The sequence below is a fragment of the Pseudomonas sp. AC252 genome, from assembly GCF_979258105.1.
In genome coordinates this window covers 3,012,935-3,035,995 of sequence record NZ_OZ409837.1, presented here as the reverse complement: position 1 = coordinate 3,035,995, position 23,061 = coordinate 3,012,935, and the positions used below count along the sequence as shown (strand labels likewise).

General features: G+C 59.2%; 25 protein-coding genes and 1 pseudogene. 10 read left to right on the top strand and 16 right to left on the bottom strand.

Annotation, left to right across the window (positions count from 1 at the left end; all coding sequences use genetic code 11):
- Positions 1 to 33: 33 nt before the first annotated feature.
- Complete coding sequence (locus tag ACZZZ4_RS13780) at positions 34 to 426, bottom strand: hypothetical protein (RefSeq protein WP_463548034.1); 393 nt, start codon at positions 424 to 426, stop codon at positions 34 to 36.
- Positions 427 to 629: 203 nt separating this feature from the next.
- Between ACZZZ4_RS13780 and rlmF the strand changes: the two genes are divergently transcribed.
- Positions 630 to 1,649, top strand: coding sequence for a 23S rRNA (adenine(1618)-N(6))-methyltransferase RlmF (gene rlmF / locus ACZZZ4_RS13775; protein ID WP_415763576.1), 1,020 nt, complete (start codon positions 630 to 632; stop codon positions 1,647 to 1,649).
- A 195-nt stretch (positions 1,650 to 1,844) separates the two neighbouring features.
- On the opposite strand, the gene ACZZZ4_RS13770 is transcribed toward rlmF, so the two are convergent.
- The gene (locus tag ACZZZ4_RS13770; protein ID WP_003221909.1) at positions 1,845 to 2,126 is read right to left on the bottom strand and encodes an HU family DNA-binding protein; all 282 of its coding nucleotides are present in this window, start codon (positions 2,124 to 2,126) and stop codon (positions 1,845 to 1,847) included.
- 395 nt (positions 2,127 to 2,521) lie between these two features.
- Between ACZZZ4_RS13770 and yejK the strand changes: the two genes are divergently transcribed.
- Positions 2,522 to 3,526 carry a nucleoid-associated protein YejK gene (gene yejK / locus ACZZZ4_RS13765; RefSeq protein WP_039759184.1) on the top strand — a complete coding sequence of 335 codons (1,005 nt, stop codon included), beginning with the start codon at positions 2,522 to 2,524 and terminating at the stop codon, positions 3,524 to 3,526.
- Positions 3,526 to 3,876 carry a glutaredoxin family protein gene (locus tag ACZZZ4_RS13760; RefSeq protein WP_463548033.1) on the top strand — a complete coding sequence of 117 codons (351 nt, stop codon included), beginning with the start codon at positions 3,526 to 3,528 and terminating at the stop codon, positions 3,874 to 3,876. Before yejK ends, ACZZZ4_RS13760 begins: the two co-directional genes overlap by 1 nt.
- 118 nt (positions 3,877 to 3,994) lie before the next feature.
- Here ACZZZ4_RS13760 and ACZZZ4_RS13755 read toward each other — a convergent pair whose 3' ends face one another.
- The 5 genes from ACZZZ4_RS13755 to ACZZZ4_RS13735 form a co-directional block, all read right to left on the bottom strand.
- Positions 3,995 to 4,930 carry a glutathione S-transferase family protein gene (locus ACZZZ4_RS13755; RefSeq protein ID WP_463548032.1) on the bottom strand — a complete coding sequence of 312 codons (936 nt, stop codon included), beginning with the start codon at positions 4,928 to 4,930 and terminating at the stop codon, positions 3,995 to 3,997.
- 84 nt (positions 4,931 to 5,014) lie between these two features.
- Positions 5,015 to 5,317 carry a GIY-YIG nuclease family protein gene (locus ACZZZ4_RS13750; RefSeq protein ID WP_039759190.1) on the bottom strand — a complete coding sequence of 101 codons (303 nt, stop codon included), beginning with the start codon at positions 5,315 to 5,317 and terminating at the stop codon, positions 5,015 to 5,017.
- Between the two features lie 41 nt (positions 5,318 to 5,358).
- On the bottom strand, positions 5,359 to 5,829 hold the full coding sequence (locus tag ACZZZ4_RS13745) for a nuclear transport factor 2 family protein (RefSeq protein ID WP_463548031.1): 471 nt from the start codon (positions 5,827 to 5,829) through the stop codon (positions 5,359 to 5,361).
- Between the two features lie 190 nt (positions 5,830 to 6,019).
- Complete coding sequence (locus tag ACZZZ4_RS13740; RefSeq protein ID WP_463548030.1) at positions 6,020 to 7,324, bottom strand: CynX/NimT family MFS transporter; 1,305 nt, start codon at positions 7,322 to 7,324, stop codon at positions 6,020 to 6,022.
- The gene (locus ACZZZ4_RS13735) at positions 7,314 to 7,973 is read right to left on the bottom strand and encodes a FadR/GntR family transcriptional regulator (RefSeq protein WP_129999869.1); all 660 of its coding nucleotides are present in this window, start codon (positions 7,971 to 7,973) and stop codon (positions 7,314 to 7,316) included. Before ACZZZ4_RS13735 ends, ACZZZ4_RS13740 begins: the two co-directional genes overlap by 11 nt.
- Positions 7,974 to 8,139: 166 nt before the next feature.
- Between ACZZZ4_RS13735 and ACZZZ4_RS13730 the strand changes: the two genes are divergently transcribed.
- Complete coding sequence (locus tag ACZZZ4_RS13730) at positions 8,140 to 8,451, top strand: type II toxin-antitoxin system MqsR family toxin (protein WP_039759197.1); 312 nt, start codon at positions 8,140 to 8,142, stop codon at positions 8,449 to 8,451.
- On the top strand, positions 8,448 to 8,936 hold the full coding sequence (locus ACZZZ4_RS13725) for a type II toxin-antitoxin system MqsA family antitoxin (protein WP_129999870.1): 489 nt from the start codon (positions 8,448 to 8,450) through the stop codon (positions 8,934 to 8,936). Before ACZZZ4_RS13730 ends, ACZZZ4_RS13725 begins: the two co-directional genes overlap by 4 nt.
- Before the next feature lie 62 nt (positions 8,937 to 8,998).
- On the opposite strand, the gene ACZZZ4_RS13720 is transcribed toward ACZZZ4_RS13725, so the two are convergent.
- The 4 genes from ACZZZ4_RS13720 to ACZZZ4_RS13705 all read right to left on the bottom strand — a co-directional run bounded on the left by ACZZZ4_RS13720 (position 8,999) and on the right by ACZZZ4_RS13705 (position 13,161).
- Positions 8,999 to 9,763, bottom strand: a complete 765-nt coding sequence (locus ACZZZ4_RS13720; RefSeq protein ID WP_016771581.1) for an amino acid ABC transporter ATP-binding protein — start codon at positions 9,761 to 9,763, stop codon at positions 8,999 to 9,001.
- 13 nt (positions 9,764 to 9,776) lie between these two features.
- Complete coding sequence (locus tag ACZZZ4_RS13715) at positions 9,777 to 10,871, bottom strand: amino acid ABC transporter permease (protein WP_039759200.1); 1,095 nt, start codon at positions 10,869 to 10,871, stop codon at positions 9,777 to 9,779.
- 10 nt (positions 10,872 to 10,881) lie between these two features.
- Positions 10,882 to 12,063: an amino acid ABC transporter permease gene (locus ACZZZ4_RS13710; protein WP_329515924.1), complete on the bottom strand. Its 1,182-nt coding sequence runs from the start codon at positions 12,061 to 12,063 to the stop codon at positions 10,882 to 10,884.
- 66 nt (positions 12,064 to 12,129) lie between these two features.
- Positions 12,130 to 13,161, bottom strand: a complete 1,032-nt coding sequence (locus ACZZZ4_RS13705) for an amino acid ABC transporter substrate-binding protein (protein WP_016771583.1) — start codon at positions 13,159 to 13,161, stop codon at positions 12,130 to 12,132.
- A 468-nt stretch (positions 13,162 to 13,629) separates the two neighbouring features.
- Between ACZZZ4_RS13705 and ACZZZ4_RS13700 the strand changes: the two genes are divergently transcribed.
- From ACZZZ4_RS13700 to ACZZZ4_RS13680, 5 genes are all read left to right on the top strand, one after another.
- Positions 13,630 to 14,286, top strand: coding sequence for an alpha/beta hydrolase (locus tag ACZZZ4_RS13700; protein ID WP_039759204.1), 657 nt, complete (start codon positions 13,630 to 13,632; stop codon positions 14,284 to 14,286).
- Positions 14,287 to 14,382: 96 nt separating this feature from the next.
- Positions 14,383 to 15,861 (top strand): ATP-dependent RNA helicase RhlB, encoded by a 1,479-nt coding sequence (gene rhlB / locus ACZZZ4_RS13695; RefSeq protein ID WP_310409337.1) that lies wholly within the window; start codon positions 14,383 to 14,385, stop codon positions 15,859 to 15,861.
- A 117-nt stretch (positions 15,862 to 15,978) separates the two neighbouring features.
- Positions 15,979 to 16,923, top strand: coding sequence for an ornithine cyclodeaminase family protein (locus ACZZZ4_RS13690; RefSeq protein WP_463548029.1), 945 nt, complete (start codon positions 15,979 to 15,981; stop codon positions 16,921 to 16,923).
- Between the two features lie 145 nt (positions 16,924 to 17,068).
- Positions 17,069 to 18,196 (top strand): NAD(P)/FAD-dependent oxidoreductase, encoded by a 1,128-nt coding sequence (locus ACZZZ4_RS13685; RefSeq protein ID WP_463548028.1) that lies wholly within the window; start codon positions 17,069 to 17,071, stop codon positions 18,194 to 18,196.
- An 84-nt stretch (positions 18,197 to 18,280) separates the two neighbouring features.
- Positions 18,281 to 18,907: a helix-turn-helix transcriptional regulator gene (locus ACZZZ4_RS13680; RefSeq protein WP_463548027.1), complete on the top strand. Its 627-nt coding sequence runs from the start codon at positions 18,281 to 18,283 to the stop codon at positions 18,905 to 18,907.
- Positions 18,908 to 19,008: 101 nt separating this feature from the next.
- Here the strand turns inward: ACZZZ4_RS13680 and ACZZZ4_RS13675 are convergent, their stop codons facing one another.
- The 5 genes and pseudogenes from ACZZZ4_RS13675 to ACZZZ4_RS13655 all read right to left on the bottom strand — a co-directional run bounded on the left by ACZZZ4_RS13675 (position 19,009) and on the right by ACZZZ4_RS13655 (position 22,785).
- The gene (locus tag ACZZZ4_RS13675; RefSeq protein WP_415763583.1) at positions 19,009 to 19,785 is read right to left on the bottom strand and encodes an ABC transporter substrate-binding protein; all 777 of its coding nucleotides are present in this window, start codon (positions 19,783 to 19,785) and stop codon (positions 19,009 to 19,011) included.
- A 262-nt stretch (positions 19,786 to 20,047) separates the two neighbouring features.
- Positions 20,048 to 20,499 (bottom strand): annotated as a pseudogene (moaE, locus tag ACZZZ4_RS13670) (molybdopterin synthase catalytic subunit MoaE).
- A 2-nt stretch (positions 20,500 to 20,501) separates the two neighbouring features.
- Positions 20,502 to 20,744: a molybdopterin converting factor subunit 1 gene (moaD, locus tag ACZZZ4_RS13665; protein WP_039759217.1), complete on the bottom strand. Its 243-nt coding sequence runs from the start codon at positions 20,742 to 20,744 to the stop codon at positions 20,502 to 20,504.
- The gene (moaC, locus tag ACZZZ4_RS13660) at positions 20,741 to 21,214 is read right to left on the bottom strand and encodes a cyclic pyranopterin monophosphate synthase MoaC (RefSeq protein ID WP_008080206.1); all 474 of its coding nucleotides are present in this window, start codon (positions 21,212 to 21,214) and stop codon (positions 20,741 to 20,743) included. The genes moaD and moaC overlap by 4 nt, the downstream gene beginning before the upstream one ends.
- A gap of 176 nt (positions 21,215 to 21,390) precedes the next feature.
- The gene (locus ACZZZ4_RS13655; protein WP_024011685.1) at positions 21,391 to 22,785 is read right to left on the bottom strand and encodes a PhoH family protein; all 1,395 of its coding nucleotides are present in this window, start codon (positions 22,783 to 22,785) and stop codon (positions 21,391 to 21,393) included.
- Positions 22,786 to 23,061: the final 276 nt, after the last annotated feature.

Genomic DNA, 23,061 nt, shown 5'->3' with positions numbered 1-23,061 from the left:
GGCCTCCCTTTGTTTCATCCTGCTTTCAACCCTTCACTTCCCTAGGGCTTCTTCGCAATATTCCCCCGCAGCATTGATTAAGTCCACGTGAATGCTCTCGTGCTGTGGATTGCCGCGATTGAGCGTGAAAGACACTTTTCCCCATCCTGTTCGAATGGGTCTGATGTGAAGAAAATAATCTCCAATCGTTCTTTCTAAGCCTTCGGTCGTGTCTGTTGCCGTGACAAAGCCTTTGAGCGGTGGTGTCTGCGTTCCCTCTACCGGCTGCGTAAGTTCTGCATCTCTAAATCCCTCCCATACAAGCTCCCACGGCGAGCCGACCTGAGCTCCTGGCAAGGCGACTTTGACCTCGATTCCCTGTTGCGGCTTCGAATCGCAATTGATCATCCCGGAATCTGCACCGGGAAACGTAATTGATTGTGTCATGAGTGTTTTCCTTAACTTTAAATTGATTAGTTTTGGACGGCTGCGTTGTTTAGGATTGCCCTGACAGTGAACTTGAATAGAACGACAATACACACTGTCAAATATGACAGTATTTTAGACCGTTTACGCATAAGCAAACGCTATCGCTGAACAATGTGGGACAATACCCGCCACTTTCAGCCATACCCGAATCGACCACGCCCATGACTGCCCCCCGCACACCCAAACCTGCGCGCAAGAAGCCTGACGCCGCATCCCCGAGCAAAGCCGTCGAGCCGCGCGAGAAGGCCAGCCTGCATCCGCGCAATCGCCATCAGGGTCGTTACGACTTCCCGGCGCTGATCAAGACCATGCCGGAACTGGCCAAATACGTGATCACCAACCCGTACGGCAAGGAAAGCATCGACTTCGCCAGCCCCGATGCGGTGCGCGTGTTCAACCGGGCGCTGCTCAAGGCGTTCTATGGCATCCAGCATTGGGATATTCCGGCGGACTACCTCTGCCCTCCGGTTCCGGGGCGTGCCGATTACGTACACTTTCTCGCTGACCTGCTGGCGAGCATGAACGATGGCAAGGTGCCGCGCGGTGCGATCGTCAATGTGCTGGACATCGGCATGGGCGCCAACTGCGTTTATCCGCTGATCGGCAACAGCGAATACCGCTGGCATTTCCTCGGCTCGGAGATCGATCCGACAGCCGTGGCGGCGGCCCGAGCCATCGTGCAGTCCAACGATCTGAGCAAGGTCATCCAGCTGCGTCAGCAGGAAAACCGCAAGCACATCCTCATAGGCTTGCTCGAGCCGGGCGAGCGTTTCGACCTGACCATGTGCAACCCGCCGTTCCACGCCTCCATGGAAGAGGCGACCAAGGGCAGCGAGCGCAAGTGGCGTGCTCTGGGCAAGGCTGATCCGAAACGCAAGCTGCCGGTGTTGAACTTCGGCGGACAATCGGCCGAGCTGTGGTGTGAAGGCGGTGAAGCGCGGTTTGTGACGCAGCTGATCGCCGAAAGCGCGAACTTCCAGCACAAGGTGTTGTGGTTCAGCACGCTGGTGTCGAAAGCTTCGAACCTGCCGGCCATTGAAACCGCGCTGAAGAAGGCCGGTGTGCTGGAGAGCCAGGTGGTGGAGATGTCGCAGGGGCAGAAGCAGAGCCGCTTTGTCGCCTGGACCTTCCAGACCAAGTCCGAGCAGCAGATCTGGCGGCGTGAGCGCTGGGTGCGCTAAGGCGCTGTAGATTCCCTGTGGGAGCGAGCCTGCTCGCGAAGGCGGCGTGTCAGTCAGATTCATTATCGACTGACCCACCGCTTTCGCGAGCAGGCTCGCTCCCACACTGGCCCTGCAATTCAGCCAGCAAATCACAGACACAAAAAAACCGTGCCCCGGATCACTCCGAAGCACGGTTTTTTTTATCGCTGCGTCTTACTTGTTCACAGCGTCGGTCAGGCCTTTGGCCACAACCAGCTTGATCACTTTCTTTGCAGGGATTTCGATGGCAGCGCCAGTCGATGGGTTACGGCCGGTGCGGGCAGGACGCTCGGTCACTTTCAGCTTGCCGATACCTGGCAAGGTGATTTCGCCGCCGTTTTCCAGCTGATCGGCAACGATTTGGCCCAGTTGGTCCAGAGCGTTACGCGCGGTGGTTTTCGGCGCGTCGATAGCTTCAGCGATGTCGGCGATCAGTTGGTCTTTAGTAAGAGCCATGTAGTGTTCCTTCCCTATCAAATTCATATGGATTGCAGAGTGCAGTGTCAGCCATCGAGCCCGATCTTCTGGATCTGGCACCCTCGGCGATAACCACGACGAGTCGGGTTATAGATGCCGAAATCAGGGTTTGGTTCGACCTGACAAATGCTGAGTGCACGCTTAACGCAGTGACTTCGCGTAAGACCGGGCAAAACTAGCACAGCGACAAGGAAATATCCGCCTCTAGCTACCCATTTGGTCAGCTTTATTGCGCTAAATCGGTAAAAAACCGCTTAAGGCCGGCCTCTTGCCCCGGTTTTGCCCTTCGCCCCCCGCCAAAACCAGTGGTTGCGGTACACTGAGCGCTTTTTCGGGGGAGCCTGCCCTCCTCCCTTCCAACAGCCGAGAAGCCCATGCCGATCCGTCATTGCATCGTCCACCTGATCGACAAAAAACCCGACGGCACGCCTGCAGTTCTGCACGCTCGTGACTCTGAACTGGCCGAGTCCGCAGCCATCGAAAACATGCTCGCCGACCTCAATGAAAGCTACAACGCCAAACAGGGCAAAGCCTGGGGCCTGTTCCATCCGGAGTCCGGCGCATTCCCGTTCAGCGGCTGGCTGAAGGAGTACATGGAAGGCGGCCGTGACTTCACCGCGTTCAGCAAAGTGGCGGTCGAGCACCTGCAGAAGCTGATGGAAGAATCCAACCTGTCAGTGGGTGGCCACGTTCTGTTTGCCCACTATCAGCAGGGCATGACCGACTACCTGGCGATTGCCCTGCTGCACCACAGCGAAGGCGTGGCGGTCACCGACGAGCTCGATGTGACGCCCTCGCGCCATCTCGACCTTGGCCAGTTGCATCTGGCAGCGCGGATCAATGTCTCCGAGTGGCAGAACAACAAACAGTCCAAGCAATACATCTCGTTCATCAAAGGCAAGAATGGCAAGAAGGTCTCGGAATACTTCCGCGACTTCATCGGCTGCCAGGAAGGGGTCGACGGCCCCGGCGAGACGCGCACCCTGCTCAAGGCCTTCAGCGACTTTGTCGAGAGCGAAGATCTGCCGGAAGACTCGGCCCGCGAAAAAACCAAGACCCTGGTCGACTATGCCAGCAGCCAGGCCAAACTCGGCGAACCGATGGGCCTGGAAGAATTGTCGGAGCTGATCGACGAAGAGCGTCCGAAAGCCTTCTACGATCACATCCGCAACAAGGACTACGGCCTGTCGCCAGAGATCCCGGCAGACAAGCGCACCCTCAATCAATTCCGCCGCTTCACCGGCCGCGCCGAAGGCCTGTCGATCAGCTTCGAAGCGCACCTGCTGGGCTCGAAGATCGAGTACGACGAAGAGAACGGCACCTTGATCATCAAAGGCCTGCCGACTTCGCTGACCGATCAGTTGAAGCGGCGCAACTGATGCTCGGCAATGTGCTGAAAAAAGTTGCCCTGGTGCTGCTGGTGGTCGTGGTCTACCAGAACTGGGGCAAGATCGAGCGGCTGTTCAATCCCGCGCAAATGGTCTCGGAGCAGACGCGCGCGCAGGCCAATGTCGTGCTCTACGCCACCGACTGGTGCGGCTACTGCAAACAGACCAAGCGCTTTCTCGACAGCAAGGGCATTCCGTTCAAGGAGTTCGACATCGAGAAGGACGCCGACGCGCGCAAGGCGTATGAGGCATTGGGTGGGCGTGGGATACCGTTGATCGACGTCAATGGCACGTTGATTCGCGGGTTTGATCCGGAAGAAATCCTCGCTGCCCTGAAATAATCCACTGTGGGAGCGAGCCTGCTCGCGAAAGCGCTGCATCAGCCAACGACAATGTTGAATGATCCATCGTCTTCGCGAGCAGGCTCGCTCCCACAGGTTTTGCAGCTGACTTGATAAATCAGCGCGCTTCGATACGGAAGCCGAAGCGCGGGAAGTGCACATGCACCACACCGCCACGCTCGTCTTCGCGGCGAATGATCAGCTCTTCACTGCCAGCAAACAGCAACTCACCGACCACCGGATCAACGCCGTAGTCGATAGCGGAAATCGCCACTTGCTGGCCCGGCTTGAAGCCATTCGGATCAACGAACTGCTCATCCGGCAATGCCGCTGGCGTCGCGTTACGCGCGACTTCCAGTGCCTCGACGGAAGACATCTCGCTCGCTGCGCCATGGCCGAATCCCAACACTCGACCCAGCCACGCCGCAACTCCCGGATAGTCATCCACCAGCGGCGCCGTCACGTGGGTCGCCTTGAGAAACCACAGCGGATGCGCCAGGGCGAAGTCGGCAATCGATGGCTCGCCGAAGAGGAAGTCGCCCTGCTCGCGCTGCAACTGCTGCTCCAGACGCGCCATGATCGTCGGCCACTGATGTTTGGCCTGCTCGGCGGACAGACGCGTGGCGCTGCCACCGCTGAACAAACCGGCGCGGTCGGCCAGGAATGCCTTGATCGCTTCCGGCGGCAATTTGCCGAAACGCACCGCCACCGATTCCGGTTGGAACACCAGGCTCACCGCGTGCTGAAACACCACCGAATCAGCCCACGCCGCAAAACTGGCGCTGGTCATTTCCTGGCCCTCAGGGAAGAACGCCGGCAGGGCTTTTTGCTGTTCCAGGCGTCGAGCGATCAGTGCGGTGTCGCAATAGATGTCAGCACCGATCTGCAACACAGGGGTCTTGCGGTAGCCACCGGTCAACGCGGTCAGATCCGGTTTCGGCATCACCGGGGAAATATGCACCGAACGCCAGGACAGGCCTTTGAAGCCCAGCAGCAGGCGGGCCTTCTCGGCAAAGGGAGAGGTCGGGTAATGGTGCAGAATCAACTCGGACATGCTCGGCTCCGCCGCTGGAAAAGTGAATCCGCAGCTTAGCGCGCATTGCCTGACAGGCCTACCGATCTGCCTGATGGGAACCAATCAGTCAGATTGATAAGACGCGACAAGACATTCCTTGGCGCTCTTCTTGAGCTTTTTGATCAGCCGTTCCTGGCGCAAAGCATCACTTTTGTCGCGGCACAGTTCGGTGTAGACCAGCGCCATCGCCGGGCTGGAAAGAAAGAACCGCGCGCCTTTGCCGCTTTGGTGCTTGGCGAAACGCCGCACCGGGTCGTCACTGATTCCGCAATACAACGAGCCATTGGCGGCACGCACGAGGTAGACGAACCAGGATTTGCTCACTGGCTCGGCAGCATCGACGGATTGTTCGCTAAGACTGGTCACTTGGGTGATCTGAACGTGTAGGAAAACAGGCGGCGATCTTATCAGCGCCCGGCCTGAAATGCCTTCAGTCCCTTGCGCGCCTGGGCACGTACGGCGTTGCGCACCAGCGGCGTCCACCCCAGCAGCAGGCCTTTGAAACCGAGCGCTTGGCGCGACCAGCGCCACAGATCGAAGTGGTCGTGATGCTCACAGATCTTGCCGTCACGGAACACGAAGCGGGCCTGGATATCGTTGATGACGATGTTGCCGGTCTGGCTGAACAGGTAAGTCGCTACCCAATGCGCGCCGCCCGTGCGCTCGTCGGCACGGACATTATCAAAAGTCAGGGAAAAATCCTTGGCACGGGTGGTGAGCATGCGCCACATGTCGCCGGCATCGCGCCCGCGCAGTTCACCGAAGGCCGGATCACTGAAGACCACGTCATCGGTGTAGCAGGCGGCCATGGCTTCGGCGTCGAGGCGCTGAAAGGCTTGGTAGAAGCGGGTGATCAGGGCGGCGTGGGCTTCGCTCATGGGAATCTCCATATATAGAGGTACAGATTGCCAGCACCATAATCTGCCGCGCGCAGAAACACTATCGGCAATACGCAAAACCCTTGTGGGAGCGAGCCTGCTCGTGAAGGCAATTCAACATTCAACATCTATGTTGACCGAAACACCGCTTTCGCGAGCAGGCTCACTCCTACATTTGCACCCAGTGCATTCAGATCTTTTCGCTTTGCACCTGCACATACAACGCGCGCCCGGCACCGAGGCCGGCAATGATCGCGCCGGTGCCAATGATGCCGAAAATCCAGCCGACGGCATTCCAGCCGCCGGTCCAGTCATGCACTACGCCCACGGCGAACGGCCCCATGGACGCCAGGGTGTAGCCAAAGCCCTGCGACATGCTCGACAGGTTCGCCGCGACATGGGAATCGCGCGAGCGCAGCACGATCAGCGTCAATGCCAGACTGAACGTGCCGCCCTGCCCCAACCCGAGCAGAATCGCCCAGCCCCACAGACCTTCGATCGGTGCATACAGGCAGCCGAACAGCCCGGCCAGGGTCAACGCCATGACCACGACGATCGCCAGACGCTGATCCTTGCCACGGGTCGCCAGCCACGGCGCGGCCAGCGAACTGGCCAGTTGAATGATCACCGAACCGGACAGCACCAATCCGGCTTGGGTCGGGGTCAGCCCGCGCCCGATGAGGATCGATGGCAACCAGCCAAACACAATGTAGGCCAGCGACGATTGCAGGCCCATGTACAAGGTCACCTGCCAGGCCAGCGGATCACGAAGCAACCCGCGCACGCGATAGGCGACGTTGTGTGCGCCATGTCTGGAGCCGACTTGTGGCAGCCAGAAAACCGCCGCCACCAATGCCGGAATCACCCAGAACCCCAAGCCCATCGCCCAGCTGTTACCGAAGTGTTCACTCAGCGGCACGGTCGAACCCGCCGCCATCGCCGCGCCCAGGCACAGGGCCATGGTGTAGACCCCGGTCATGGTCCCGGCGTGTTTGGCGAAGTCCCGTTTGACGATGCCCGGCAGCAAAACGCCAACAATGCCAATGCTGGCGCCGCCAAGAACGCTGCCGGCGAACAGGCCGATCTCGCCGAAATTGCTGCGCAAGATGATTCCGCCGGCCAGTGTCAGCAGAATCCCCAGCACTACCCGCTCAGCACCGAAACGCCGCGCAAGGATCGGCGCCAATGGTGCGAACAAGCCCAGGCACAGCACCGGCAACGTGGTCAGCAATCCCGCCTGCGCCGCAGACAGCCCGAGACTTCTGGAGACCTCGCTGAGCAATGGCGCCATGCTCGACAACGCCGGGCGCAGGTTGAGCGCCACCAGAATCAGCCCGAGCAGCAACAGCCAGGGGCGTTTTACCCACGGATGGCTTTGCTGGACCTGCTCGTCATCAGCCTCGGCATCGATCAGCAACTCCTCCAGCTCGGGCGAACGTTTCGACGCTGTGGATAACTCACTGCGGGACATGGTTTTCTCGGTTTCAAGGTTCATTGATCAACTGCCTCGACAAGGCTTTGGCCCGCTCCGGGTCGCGTTGTTCGACCGCATCGAGCAAGTCGATGTGCAGGTCGAACACGTCCTGACGGCGCGGGGAAATATTCAAGGTCTGGCGCAATTGCGCGCCGACGATGCTGGAGAAATAGCGATACAGCTCGCTGAGGGTCGGGTTGTGCGCGGCATCGACCAGTCGCCGATGAAACACTAGATCGCAGGCGATGTAAGTGTCGAGATCACCGTGATAGTGGCTGCCGCTGGTGCCGAGCGCTTCGCGTAGCGCCGCCAGATCCTCATCGGTACGGCGCAATGCCGCCAGGCCGATGGCCTCGACCTCAAGGATGTGTCGGGTCTCCCGGGCCTGCTCCAACGAACAGCGGGACAACGCTTTAAGTGTGTCCAGCGGGTCGACCACCGCACGAAGATAACTGCCGTCGCCTTGGCGAATTTCAATCAGCCCGGAGAACGCCAGAACACGCATCGCCTCACGCACGGTATTGCGGCTGATGCCCAGTTCGGCACACAGCTCCGGCTCGGTAGGCAAGCGCTCGCCGACCTGCCACGCACCGCTGTTGATGCGCTGGCGTAGCTGTTCCAGCGCCTGATCGACCAGGGATCGCTTGATCAAAGGGGAAATTTCAGACATGAGCCTCGCCTTTTCATCCAATCATAGGATGAATTTTCCGACATGTTAGTCAGACCCATGTAGGACGGCAACCACCTAGGGTCAATCGGAGACACATGGAGCGGCATTTTCGATTGGTCAAAATTACCCTTTAAGGGTAATTTCAGGGACAGGGTTTTGGCTTCTTATGGAAAAGAACACACCCCATTACGATTTGGGAGCGGTGAAACAAGAGGTCATCAGGCTGGGCGCGAAAGCTTTTACAGGAACTGCGATGAGCTCGGGCAAACGCATGGGGTTAAACCTGAAACGAATGCAGCAGGCTATCTGCTTGCTGGAGCGCCGGATGTTCTACAAGTCCATGACTTGCTACACCAATCACCGAGACTGGCAGGACGTTTACCACATTGGACTTTACGACGTGGAGCTGTACATAAAAATCACCTACTGCCCCAACGGCGGTCCTCCCGTGATCTCTTTCAAGGAGAAGAACCTATGAATACACGGCAATGCATGAGCTGTGGCACCCAAGATGCGATGCAGCATTTCGAACGTCGCAGTATGACTGTCGACTACAAAAACGTCTCACGTCGGGTGCACGACATTGCAGGATGGGAATGCAAAGCCTGCGGTGAGATCATTTTTGATAACAACACTGACAGCGCCGAACGCTATTGCGACGCCGGCGATAAATTGCTCGAAGAGTGCTTACAAGTGATGGGCGCCGAGATGAAACGCATCCGCCGTAAATTACATCTCACCCAAAAAGAGGCAGTCAAATTGCTATCGGGTGGAGGGCACAACGCTTTTTCCCGCTACGAACGCGGCGAGCTTCCACCGCCTCAACCCTTGTTCAATCTTATGCGCCTGCTGGATCGTCACCCTCATCTGCTCGCCGAAATACAGGCGATGAACGAAGGCACTGACTTGCGGCGGCTGCTGACCGCGCGCTTCCCGGAGCAGGAGACGGCACCGGTGTCCTGAGAAAATCAGAAAAAAATAAACCCGGGAACTCAGCCCGGGTTTATCTCACTGCGAGGCTTCGATCAATGCAAAATCTGACTCAAGAACAACTTGGTCCGGTCATTCTGCGGATTGTCGAAGAAGTCATTCGGCGCCGCCTGCTCAACGATTTCGCCCTTGTCCATGAAGATCACGCGATTGGCCACGGTGCGGGCGAAGCCCATTTCGTGGGTCACGCAGAGCATGGTCATGCCGTCTTCGGCCAGACCGATCATGGTGTCGAGCACTTCCTTCACCATCTCCGGATCGAGTGCTGAAGTCGGTTCGTCGAACAGCATGATTTTCGGCTTCATGCACAGGGCGCGGGCAATCGCCACACGCTGTTGCTGACCGCCGGACAGTTGCCCCGGGTATTTGTGCGCCTGCTCCGGAATGCGTACGCGTTCCAGGTAGTGCATGGCAATTTCTTCGGCCTTGCGCTTGGGCATCTTGCGCACCCACATCGGCGCCAGGGTGCAGTTCTGCAGAATGGTCAGGTGCGGGAACAGATTGAAGTGCTGAAACACCATGCCGACTTCGCGGCGGATCGCTTCGATCTGCTTGAGGTCGTTGGTCAGTTCCACGCCATCGACGACGATGCGGCCCTGCTGGTGCTCTTCCAGACGATTCAGGCAACGAATCGTGGTGGATTTACCGGAGCCCGACGGGCCACACAGGACGATGCGCTCGCCCTGTTTGACGTTGAGGTTGATGTCTTTGAGTACGTGAAACTGGCCGTACCACTTGTTCACGCCCTGCATCTGGATGATGCCTTCCGGACCCACAGGCTTTTTGATTGCTTCGCTCATTTACAGAGAACTCCTAACGCTTGTGGCCAGTGTCGAGCTTGCGTTCCAGATGCATGGAATAGCGCGACATACCAAAACAGAAAATCCAGAACACCAGGGCGGCAAACACGTAGCCTTCGGTGGCCATGCCCAGCCATTTCGGGTCGGCGGCGGCTTGCTTGACGCTGTTGAGCAGGTCGAACAGACCGATGATGATCACCAGGCTGGTGTCCTTGAACAGCGCAATGAACGTGTTGACGATGCCCGGGATCACCAGCTTCAGCGCTTGGGGCAGAATCACCAGGCCCATCGACCGCCAGTAACCGAGGCCCATCGCGGCAGCCGCTTCGTACTGCCCTTTGGGAATCGCCTGCAGGCCACCGCGCACCACTTCGGCGACGTAGGCCGACTGGAACAGGATCACCCCGATCAGCGCCCGCAGCAGCTTGTCGAAGTTCATGCCTTCGGGCAGGAACAGCGGCAGCATCACCGAGGACATGAACAACACCGTGATCAACGGCACGCCGCGCCAGAACTCGATGAAGGTCACGCAGACCACACGAATCGCCGGCATGTTCGAACGCCGCCCCAGCGCCAGCACGATGCCCAGCGGCAATGCTCCGGCGATGCCGACGGTGGCGATCACCAGGGTCAGCATCAGGCCGCCCCACTGGCTGGTCGGCACGGTGGTCAGACCGAAACCGCCATGCAGCAAGGTGAAGGCGATGATCGGGTACACCACCAGGAAGCTCAGGCCGTACACCGCTTTACGCGGCATGCGCGAGATGAACAGCGGTGCTGCGCCAATGACCGCCAGCCACACGGTCAGGTCCACGCGCCAGCGCAGCTCGGTCGGGTAGTAGCCGTACATGAACTGGCCGAAACGCTGCTGAATGAACACCCAGCAGGCGCCTTCCTTGGTGCAGTCGGCGCGGGTGGTGCCGACCCAGTTGGCATCGACAATCGCCCAACTCAGGATCGGTGGCACGACCAGGTAGATCAGGTAAAACGCGAACAGCGTCAGCAGGGTGTTGAGCCAGCTGGAGAACATGTTCGCGCGCATCCACGCCACCACACCGATGCTGCTGTTGGGTGGAGGCATGTCGGGTTTGAAAGTATGAGTACTCATGCGCTTTTCCTTACCGCTCGATCAGCGCAATGCGCTTGTTGTACCAGTTCATCAGCAGGGAAATGCTGATACTGATCGCCAGGTACACGCTCATGGTGATGGCAATCACTTCGATGGCCTGCCCGGTCTGGTTGAGCACGGTGCCGGCGAACAGCGAAACCATTTCCGGATAACCGATACCGGCGGCCAGCGAGGAGTTTTTCGCCAGGTTGAGGTATTGGCTGGTCAGCGGCGGAATGATCACGCGCAGGGCTTGCGGGATGATCACCTTGCGCAGGGTCGGGCCGTTGCGCAGGCCAAGCGAACGCGCCGCTTCGGTCTGGCCGTGGCTGACCGACTTGATCCCGGAACGCACGATCTCAGCGATGAATGCTGCGGTGTACACAGTGAGTGCCAGGGTCAACGCCAGCAGTTCCGGGATCAGCACCCAGCCGCCGACAAAGTTGAAGCCCTTGAGCTCGGGCATTTCCCAGTGCAGCGGAGCACCGAAAATCAGCGCGCACAGGGTGGGGATCACCAACAGAATCGCAAGGCCGGTCCAGAACTTGTGGAACGGTACGCCGGTTTCTTCGAAGCGCTTGTTGGCCCAGCGGCACATCAGCACGATGCCGACGATCGCCAGCACGATGCTGACCACGAAGGCCCAGAAACCGTCGGCAGCCAGTGCGGCCGGCATGTTCAGGCCACGGCTGCTGACGAAGAAGGTGTCGCCGAAGTTGTGGCTGTTGCGCGGCCCCGGCATGGTCAGGAACACCGCGAAGTACCAGAACAGGATCTGCAGCAGCGGCGGAATGTTGCGGAATACTTCCACATACACCGTCGCCAGTTTGGCGATGATCCAGTTCTGCGACAGCCGCGCCACGCCGACGATGAAACCGAGGATCGTCGCCAGGATCACGCCGATAAAGGTCACCAACAGGGTGTTGAGCAGGCCGATGACAAACACCCGCGCGTAGCTGTCCGCTTCGGTGTAGTCGATCAGGTGTTGAGCGATGCCGAACCCGGCACTGCGCTCCAGAAAGCTGAAACCGGAAGTGATGCCCCGGTGCTGAAGGTTGGTTTGGGTATTGTCGAACAGGTACCAGCCAAGCGAGACCACCGCCACAACGGTGATGATCTGGAATAGCCACGCACGCACTCGTGGATCGCTGAGGCTGAGCCTCTGCTTTGGTGCGCCGATAGAATTTTGCATGAAGTGCCCCGGAAGAAATGGAACCAGAACATCACCCGGCGGTTGGCCCGCCGGGCGATAGAACCATTAGCGCACTGGTGGTGCGTACTGAATGCCGCCGTTGTTCCACAGGGCGTTCAGGCCACGGTCGATTTCCAGCGGAGTGCTCTTTCCGAGGTTTTTCTCGAAGATTTCACCGTAGTTGCCGACTTGCTTGACGATCTGCACAACCCAGTCTTTCGGCAGTTTCAGGTCTTTGCCGTACTCGCCGTCAGCGCCGAGCATACGGGCCACGTCCGGGTTCTTGGTCGACTTGGCTTCCGCTTCGACGTTCTTCGAAGTGATGCCGGCTTCTTCGGCGTTGAGCAGCGCGTAGCCGACCCAACGTACGATGGCCAGCCACTCGTCGTCGCCGTTACGCACGACCGGACCCAGTGGTTCTTTGGAGATGGTTTCCGGCAGCACCACGTAGTCCTTCGGCGAAGCCAGCTTGCTGCGCTGGGCGAACAGCTGGGACTTATCGGAAGTCAGCACGTCGCAACGACCGGATTCCAGCGACTTGGCGCTTTCATCGGAGGTGTCGAAAGTGATCGGGGTGTATTTCAGACCGTTGCCACGGAAGTAGTCGGAAACGTTCAACTCGGTGGTGGTACCGGCCTGGATGCAGATGGTCGCGCCGTCGAGCTCTTTGGCACTTTTCACGCCCAGCTTGTTGTTCACCAGGAAGCCGATGCCGTCGTAGTAGGTGATGAAGCCCGGGAATTTCAGGCCCATGCCCGCGTCACGGGAGCTGGTCATGGTGGTGTTGCGCGACAGGATGTCGATCTCGCCGGATTGCAGCGCGGTGAAGCGCTCCTTGGCGTTCAACTGGCTGAACTTGACCTTGTTGGCGTCGCCGAAAACAGCAGCGGCCACAGCGCGGCAGACGTCGGCATCGATGCCGAGGATCTTGCCGGTCGCATCCGGTACCGAGAAGCCCGGCAGACCGTCGCTCACGCCACACTGCACGAAACCTTTTTTCTGTACCGCATCCAGGGTTGCACCCGCCTGAGCGAACCCGCTGACGCCGAGTACTGCTGCTGCAGTCACGACTGCCAGAGTGGATTTCAACATCTTCATTCAAACCTCCAGTTTTGCTCTTGTTGTGTCGGAGCTTGAGTCCTGTCGCACCCTTTTGAGGCGTTGCTGACCCGTGTTGGCTTTTTTTGGGGTCAACCGACGTAGGACCTTCGCTATGAGTCTAGTAGGAGAGAATCCACATCATGGATCACTCACTTCTCACCAATCGGCCGAACGGGCTGTGGCCCTTTCACGTTCGCTAAGCCCGTAGCGGCCATTGGCGAACATCCATCACCGGATTCGTTGCTGTCCCATCGCGCGACGTAGACTGATAGTGTTACCGCCACGCGTAGGACGCTTCGTACGCAATCCTCCATAGCAAAGGCCGTACCACACTGCTTGCCAAAGTGATTGCGCGACACGTCAATAGCTAAACTTGTAACCTTGCGACATCTTGTTAACGGATCAACCGGGCGCGCACTTCAATCACGCACTCAATGAGAGCGCCCGCACATTTTTGGAGCAGACATGACCGAGCCCTTGATTCTTCAGCCTGTTAAGCCCGCAGACGCCTGCGTGATCTGGCTGCACGGCCTCGGCGCCGACCGCTATGACTTCCTGCCGGTAGCCGAGGCGTTGCAGGAAAGTCTGCTGAGCACACGCTTTGTGCTGCCGCAGGCACCGACCCGTCCTGTGACGATAAATGGCGGATATGCCATGCCCAGCTGGTACGACATCAAGGCCATGAGTCCGGCCCGAGCGATCGATCGCGACGAACTGGAAGCCTCGGCGGATCGCATCGTCGAACTGATCGAAAACGAGCGCGCCAGCGGAATAGACGCCTCGCGGATTTTTCTTGCCGGGTTTTCGCAAGGCGGCGCGGTGGTACTGCACACCGCTTTTCTGAAATGGCAGGGGCCGTTGGGTGGGGTGCTGGCGCTGTCGACTTACGCACCGACTTTCAGCGATGAACTGGAATTGTCCGCCAGTCAGCAGCGCATTCCGGTGCTGTCGCTGCATGGCCAGTTCGATAACGTGGTGCAAAACTCGATGGGCCGCAGCGCTTATGAGCATTTGAAGAAGCATGGTGTCACCGTGACATGGCAGGAATACCCAATGGAGCACGAAGTGTTACCTGAAGAGATTCGCGACATCGGCGTCTGGCTGAGCGAACGCCTGCGCTGATTGGCGAGTGATGTCCGCCCATTGATCCCTCCTACTACGCCGCGCCCGATTCTTGCATTACACTGGCCGGCGTACATTCCTTAACCAACTGATGAGATGACCGTGCTCAAAGCACTCAAGAAAATGTTCGGTAAAAGCGAGGCTGAGCAGCTCGCGCCAGTTCCCAGTGCGCCGTCGCACGCCCCCGGTCATCGCAGCGATGCCCCGCAGGACGACCGCCCCGCTCCCGTAGCGACACCGAAGCCAGAAGAAAAACCTGCTGCGGCCGCACCAATCGCTGCAGAGCCTGTGCGCAGCGAAGCGCCGAAACCGGCCAGACCGCGTCGCGAACCGAAGCCCAAGGCACCGGTCATTCCGTGGAAACTCGAAGACTTCGTCGTCGAGCCACAGGAGGGCAAAACCCGCTTTCACGATTTCAAGCTTGCTCCGGAACTGATGCACGCCATCCAGGACTTGGGCTTTCCCTATTGCACGCCGATCCAGGCGCAGGTACTGGGCTTCACCCTCGCCGGCAAAGACGCCATTGGCCGCGCGCAGACCGGCACCGGCAAGACTGCCGCATTCCTGATCTCGATCATTACCCAGTTGCTGCAGACGCCGCCGCCGAAAGAGCGCTACATGGGCGAACCGCGTGCGCTGATCATCGCGCCGACCCGCGAGCTGGTGGTGCAGATCGCCAAGGACGCCGCTGACCTGACCAAGTACACCGGTCTCAACGTGATGACGTTCGTCGGTGGCATGGATTTCGACAAACAGCTCAAGCACCTCGAAGCGCGCCACTGCGACATTCTTGTTGCGACGCCGGGGCGTTTGCTCGACTTCAACCAGCGCGGCGACGTGCATCTGGACATGGTTGAAGTGATGGTGCTGGACGAAGCCGACCGTATGCTCGACATGGGTTTCATCCCGCAGGTACGGCAGATCATTCGCCAGACCCCACCGAAGTCCGAACGCCAGACCCTGCTGTTCTCCGCGACCTTCACCGAAGACGTGATGAATCTGGCCAAGCAATGGACCACCGATCCGGCCATCGTCGAAATCGAAATCACCAACGTCGCCAACGAGAACGTCGAGCAGCACATCTACGCCGTGGCCGCTGCCGACAAATACAAACTGCTCTACAACCTGGTCAACGATAACGGTTGGGAGCGGGTGATCGTGTTTGCCAACCGCAAAGACGAAGTGCGCCGTATCGAAGAGCGCCTGGTGCGCGACGGCATCAATGCCGCGCAACTGTCTGGCGACGTGCCGCAGCACAAGCGCATCAAGACCCTGGAAGGTTTCCGCGAAGGCAAGATCCGCGTGCTGGTGGCCACTGATGTCGCCGGTCGCGGCATCCACATCGACGGCATCAGCCACGTGATCAACTTCACCCTGCCGGAAGTCCCGGACGACTACGTGCACCGCATCGGCCGTACCGGTCGCGCCGGCGCTGACGGTGTGTCGATCAGCTTTGCCGGCGAAGACGACTCCTATCAGTTGCCGTCCATCGAAGAAAAACTCGGTCGCAAGATCAGTTGTGAAACGCCGCCGACGCATCTGTTGCGCGCGGTTGAGCGCAAGCGCCCGCAGTAAGCGCCACGAAATGAAAAAGCGCAGCCGGCAACGGACTGCGCTTTTTTTACGCCTGATAGTTGCCCATCTAAACTAAAAGTCCATAATGGAAAAATAAGTTTAGATTTGGAGCGCAAAATGTCTGGTACGCCTTACGTCATCGATCAAGTCCGGGCCCGAGATCTGCTGGCGCGTATCGATGTGCCGCAGATCCTGCGCAAGCTGTTCCGCGATCTAGCGGCCGGTAACGCCGTACAGCCGGCACAGCAAGTGGTCGAGTTCCAGCAGGGTGCCGGCGACTTCATCAATTATTTGGGCGTGCTGGCCGACGATGGTGTCTACGGAGTGAAGACCTCGCCGTACATCGTGCGCGAGCAGGGTGCGCTGGTGACGGCATGGACATTGTTGATGTCGATGAAAACCGGCCAGCCGCTGCTGCTCTGTGACGCCAGCGAACTGACCACCGCGCGTACCGCCGCGACCACGGCAGTGGCGGTCGACGCCCTCGCCCCGTTGAATGCCCAACGACTGGCGATCATCGGCAGCGGGAAAGTTGCTCAGGCGCATCTGCATTACGTCAAAACCTTGCGCGACTGGCAAAGCATCAGCGTGTACTCGCCGTCGCTGCTGGAAGATCCAGAGACACAGGCCGTATTGAGGACCATCGCGCCGCAACTGAAGATTTCCGACAGCCGCGAGTCCGCCATTGCCGACGCGGAGGTGATCATGCTCTGCACCTCGTCGGCCGGGCCGGTGATTGATCCTGCAACGTTAAGCAAACCGGCGCTGATCACCTCGATCAGCACCAACGCCCCGCGCGCCCATGAAGTACCGCCGCAAAGCCTCAACGACATGCAGGTGTTCTGCGACTATCGTCTGACCACGCCGGGTTCGGCTGGTGAGATGCTGATTGCCGCCGAACAGCATGGCTGGAGCAAGGGTTCGATTGTCGGCGACCTCGCCGACTTGCTCAGCGAAAAAGTGCAGCGCCCGGGTTACGACCGTCACGTGTTCTTCCGTTCAATCGGCTTGGGCCTGGAAGACATTGCCCTCGCCAATGCGGTTTATCACTTAACCCACTAACGCCAAAAATCCCCTGTAGGAGCGAGCCTGCTCGCGAATGCGGTCTGACATTCACCGAAGATGTCGACTGATACACCGCTTCGCGAGCAGGCTCGCTCCCACAAGGGACTAGCGTACGCCTTGATATTGCGTACTGGAGACCTACATGAGCCACGCAGATTTCATCATCATCGGCGGCGGGATTGCCGGCGCTTCTACCGGGTTCTGGCTGGCGCCGCACGGCAAAGTGATCGTGCTCGAGCGTGAAACCCATCCCGGCTATCACTCCACCGGTCGCTCCGCCGCGCTGTACACCGCCGCCTACGGCACCGCACAGGTACGCGCACTGACGCAGGCCAGCCGCGCGTTTTTCGACAGTCCTCCGAGCGGTTTCTGCGAGCACCCACTGCTGACCCCGCGCGGCGAAATGACCGTCGACTTCATCGGTGATCCCGCCGAACTGAACAACCAATACCTCAGCGCCAAAGCCACCGTGCCGCAGATGCAACTGCTCAGCGCCGACGAAGCCTGCGCGCGCCTACCGATCCTGCGCCGGGAAAAAGTCCACGGCGCGATCTACGATCCTTCGGCCTGCGACATCGACACCGATGCGCTGCATCAGGGCTACCTGCGCGGTATCCGCCACAATCACGGCGAAATCCACACCGATTGCGAAGTGCTTGGCTTGCGCCGCGACGCCGATGGCCTGTGGCACGTGCAGACCAATGGCCAGTCTTTCAGCGCACCGGTGATCATCAACGCCGCTGGTGCCTGGGCCGACAGAGTCGGCGTTTTGGCCGGCGCGCAGCCGCTGGGTCTGCAACCGAAACGTCGTGCGGCGTTTATCTTTGCCGGCCCGGAAGGCGTGGACACTCACCATTGGCCGATGCTGGTCAGCCTCGACGAATCCTTCTACATGAAGCCCGACGCCGGCATGTTCCTCGGCTCGCCGGCCAACGCCGATCCGGTCGAACCGCACGATGTGCAGGCGGAAGAACTCGACATCGCCATGGGTATTTATCAGATCGAAGAAGCCACCACGCTGACCATCCGCCGGCCGACGCGCACCTGGGCGGGCTTGCGCAGTTTCGTTGCCGACGGTGATCTGCTCAGCGGTTTCGATCCGCAAGTGCCGGGGCTTTTCTGGGTTGCCGCGCAGGGCGGTTACGGCATTCAGACGTCGCCGGCGATGGGCCAGGCCAGTGCGGCGCTGGTGCGCGGCGAGCCGCTTCCCGAGCACCTGCATGAATTCGGTCTGGACAGCGCCATGCTCTCCCCGGCCCGACTGGCTTGATCGCATCGACTCGCCCAAAAGATTGCGGCACACTCGCAGCGCCCCGGCACAAGGGGCGCTGACGCTGCCTGGAGCTCCACTGTCATGACTGCCCCCGAATTCGATCCGGCGCTGGATAACTTCCGCGCCATCGCCGACGCCATCGCCACGCTGTTCTTTCCCCACGCGGAGGTGGTGCTGCACGACCTGCGCACGCAGAAGGTCGACTACATTGCCAACAACCTGTCCAAGCGCGAGATCGGCGACGACTCGTCATTGGAAGACATGCTCAGCGAGGATGTCAGCGACAGAAACATCGGCCCGTACGAAAAGCTCAACTGGGACGGTCAGAAAATTCGCAGCCTGAGCACCGTGCTGCGCGACAGCGAGAGTCGTCCGCTGGCAGTGCTGTGCATCAATCTGAATATCTCCCTGTTCGAGAACGCCAAAGCGGCGCTGGACCTGTTCCTGTTACCGAGCAAACTGATTCCTCAGCCGGACTCGCTGTTCCGTGATGACTGGCAGGAACGCATCAACACCTTCCTCCACGCCTGGTTGCGCGAGCGACAGCTGAGCCTGAACCTGCTGACCCGCGATCACAAACGCGAATTGGTGCTGGCGCTGCACGCCGAGGGCGCGTTCAAGGGCAAGAGCGCCTCGAACTATGTGGCCAATGTGCTGAACATGGGACGGGCGACGGTGTACAAGCATTTGAAGGAATTGAAGGGCTGAAGATTTGCATCGCTAGCGCTGGCCTCTTCGCGAGCAGACTCGCTCCCACATTTGGAATGCGTTACCCCTGTGGGAGCGAGCCTGCTCGCGAAAGCGCTTGATCAATCGCCGTAGATATCAGCTTTGAAATACTTATCGGAAATCTTCTGATACTCGCCATTCGCGCGAATCCCGTCGATGGCGCTGTTCAACTGGCTGACCAGTTCGGCATTGCCCTTGCGCACGGCAATACCCGCGCCTTCACCGACGTACTTCGGATCCTTCAACTCCGGCCCGACAAACGCATAGCCCTTGCCACGCGGCATCGACAGAAAGTCATTGAGCGGAATGGTGTCGGCGAAAATCGCATCGAGGCGCCCCGCTGCCAGGTCCATGTAGATCTCTTCGTTGTTGCTGTAGCGCTTGACGTTGATGCCCTTGGGTTCGAACACCTCGGTGGCGTAACGATCGGTGGTGGTCGCGCGCTGCACGCCGACGTTCTTGCCCTTGAGGCTGGCGTACTGGTCATCCACCGTGGCGCCCTCCTTCATGACCAGACGCGAGGAGGTGAAGTAGTACTTGTGGCTGAAATCCACCGACTTCTTGCGATCTTCGTTGATGGTCATCGACGACAGCGCCATGTCGATCTTCTTCACTTTCAGCGAAGGAATCAGCCCGTCGAACTCACCTTCAACCCACACGCATTTGACCTTCATCTGCGCGCACAGGGCGTTGCCGATGTCGTAGTCGAAACCGACGATTTCACCCTTGTCGGTTTTCGACGCGAATGGCGGATAGGCCGCCTCGATGCCGATGCGCAGGGTTTTCTCGGCGGCGAATACGCTGGCGGAGGCCAACAGGCTGAGGGCCAGACCGGTGATGAGGGGGAATTTCTTCATGTTCGTTCTCTCGCGGGTTGTTGTAGGTTTGGCGAAGAAGAGCAGCTACAAGCGGCAAGCTGATAGCTGCAAGACAGAAGCATTTTTGTACTTGGAAATCCATACTGGACTCTCAGGTACAAATCGTCAATCGGGTAGAGAGGGGAGGATTTTCGGTATTGCAGATGACGCCTTCGCGAGCAGGCTCGCTCCCACAGGGGAACGCATTTCAACTGTGGGAGCGAGCCTGCTCGCGAAGACTGACTAATGAGCAATACAGGGATTATTTTTTCCAGCGATCCGCAGCCGCATGATCACTGTCACGTCCTTCGACCCAACGTGGCCCGTCGCTGGTGTTTTCTTTTTCCAGAACGGAGCGCGGGTTTTCAGGTAGTCCATGACGAAGGCGCAGGCGTCGAATGCGGCCTGGCGATGGGCGCTGGCGGCGCCGACGAAGACGATCGGTTCGCCCGGCTCCAGCGCGCCAATGCGGTGCAGCACTTCCAGCTTGAGCAGCGGCCAGCGCTGCTCGGCTTCGACAGCGATCTTGCCGAGGGCTTTTTCGGTCATGCCCGGGTAGTGCTCGAGAAACATCCCGGCCACGTCGAGCCCGTCGTTGAAGTCGCGTACGTAACCGACAAAACTCACCACCGCACCGACGCCGACGTTCGCCGCGTGCATGGCGTTGACTTCAGCGCCCGGATCGAACGGCGTGGCCTGCACGCGAATCGCCATGTTCAGCCTCCTGTCACGGTGGGGAAAAACGCCACTTCGTCGCCATCGGCCACTGGCTCGTCGAGCTGGCAGAGGTCTTCGTTGCGCGCGCACATCAGGTTCTGCTCGCTCAACACCTCGGCGCCATCACGTTGCGCCAACAGCTTGCGAACGTCATCGACGGTCGCGAAATCGCCTTCAACCTTCACCGAATCCACGCCCAGCGCTTCACGGTAACGAGCAAAAAACTTCACGGTCAGTTTCATGGCTGCTCCGCCTGGAAGTGGCCGCTTTTGCCGCCGACCTTTTCCAGCAGCCGCACGCTTTCGATGGTCATGCCACGATCCACGGCTTTGCACATGTCGTAAATGGTCAGGGCGGCGACGCTGGCGGCGGTCAGCGCTTCCATTTCGACGCCGGTCTGCCCGGACAGCTTGCAGCGGGCGACGATGCGCACGCTGTCTTCGCCTTCGGCGCTGAGTTCGACTTTGACGCCAGTGAGCATCAGCGGGTGGCACAGGGGAATCAGATCGCTGGTTTTCTTCGCCGCCTGAATCCCGGCAATGCGCGCGACAGCGAACACATCACCCTTGGGATGACCGCCGCTGACGATCATCTGCAGGGTTTCAGGGAGCATGCGCACCAGCGCTTGCGCGGTCGCTTCACGGAACGTCACGGCTTTTTCAGTGACGTCGACCATGTTGGCGCGACCTTGGGAATCGAGATGAGTCAGCACGAGGGCCTCCTTGAGGCAGCTGCGAGCGGCAAGCTACAAGCGGAAAGTTAAAGCGCGGTAGGCAGGCGTCAGGAAAGCTCGCATTTAAACAGCCGAAAGCCGCAAGCTTCAAGCGGCAAGTGAAGTTCACTCGGACCACTCGTAGCTTGCGGCTTGAAGCTTATAGCTGCTCCTCTTTAGAGATGCGATTCGGCGTATTCGGCCAGGATCGAGCGAGGCACGCCTTGCAGGGTGATGTGTACACCGTTGGGGAAGTCCTTGAAGCGTTCGGTCAGGTAGGTCAGCCCGGAGCTGGTCGCGGACAGGTACGGGGTGTCGATCTGCGCCAGGTTGCCCAAGCACACCACTTTGGAACCGGCGCCGGCACGGGTGATGATGGTTTTCATCTGGTGCGGCGTGAGGTTCTGGCATTCGTCGATCAGGATCAGGCTCTGCTGGAAGCTGCGACCACGAATGTAGTTGAGCGATTTGAACTGCAACGGCACTTTGCTGAGGATGTAGTCGACGCTGCCATGGGTGTTTTCGTCATCCATGTGCAAGGCTTCGAGGTTGTCGGTGATGGCGCCCAGCCAAGGCTCCATTTTTTCCGCTTCGGTGCCAGGCAGGAAGCCGATTTCCTGGTCCAGACCCTGCACGCTGCGGGTGGCGATGATGCGGCGATAACGCTTGCTGACCATGGTCTGCTCGATCGCAGCGGCCAGCGCCAGAATGGTTTTACCGGAGCCGGCGGCGCCGGAGAGGTTGACCAGATGAATGTCCGGATCAAGCAACGCATACAGGGCCAGACTCTGATAGATGTCGCGCGGTTTCAGGCCCCACGCCTCCTGGTGCAGCAGCGGTTCCTGATGCAGGTCGAGGATCAGCAGGCGGTCTTCCTGGATTTCCTTGATCCAGCCGACAAAGCCCTGCTCGTCGATGATGAACTCGTTGATGTGCACGGCCGGCAGGTTGTCGATCAGTTGCACCTGATGCCAGGTGCGGCCGTGGTCCTGACGGGTTTCGACCTTGCTCACGCGGTCCCAGAAGGAGCCGGTCATGTTGTGGTAGCCGTTGGGCAGCAGCGACACGTCATCGACCAACTGGTCGGTGCTGTAGTCCTCGGCGTCGATGCCACAGGCGCGCGCCTTCAGGCGCATGTTGATGTCTTTGGTGACCAGTACCACCGGTTTCTGCGGATCGCGGGTGTGCAGATCAATCAGTTGGTTGATGATTTTGTTGTCGTTCAGGTGCTCGGGCAGAATCAGGTTCGACTCGGCCTGCTTGCTCATCAGAATTGACAGCAAGCCCTTCGGCCCGCCCTTGCCACGCTGGATCGGCACGCCCAGTTCGACGTCTTCGGGGGACGCATCGCCCAGGGTCTTGTCGATCAGACGGATCGCCTGGCGACATTCGGCGGCCACGCTGTGATGGCCGCTCTTGAGCTTGTCCAGCTCTTCCAGCACGGTCATCGGGATGGCGACGTGGTGTTCTTCGAAATTCAGCAGGGCATTTGGATCGTGAATCAATACGTTGGTATCGAGTACATACAGGATTGGCTGGTTGGAGGAAGGGCTGCGTCCGTGATCATCCATACTCGGTCACCTTTGTGGGAGCCATTCGACGCAATACCGTGACAGTGCTGCGCCTCGAGGTGACTGCCGAATTCATCCACGAGGGCCTGGATGAACTGCACACAATAGGAGTCTGGGAAGACGCCACCTGTGTTGCAGGTTTCGGCGGTCTGTCTTCGTAATACTCCAAAACCGATGACATAAAAAAGCACTTTGACGGTTTTTTTAAGTTTATTTTGCAGAGTGACGAAAAGCCCTTGGCGGACTCCCCGTACCCCGCTAAAGTCGGAAGTCCGC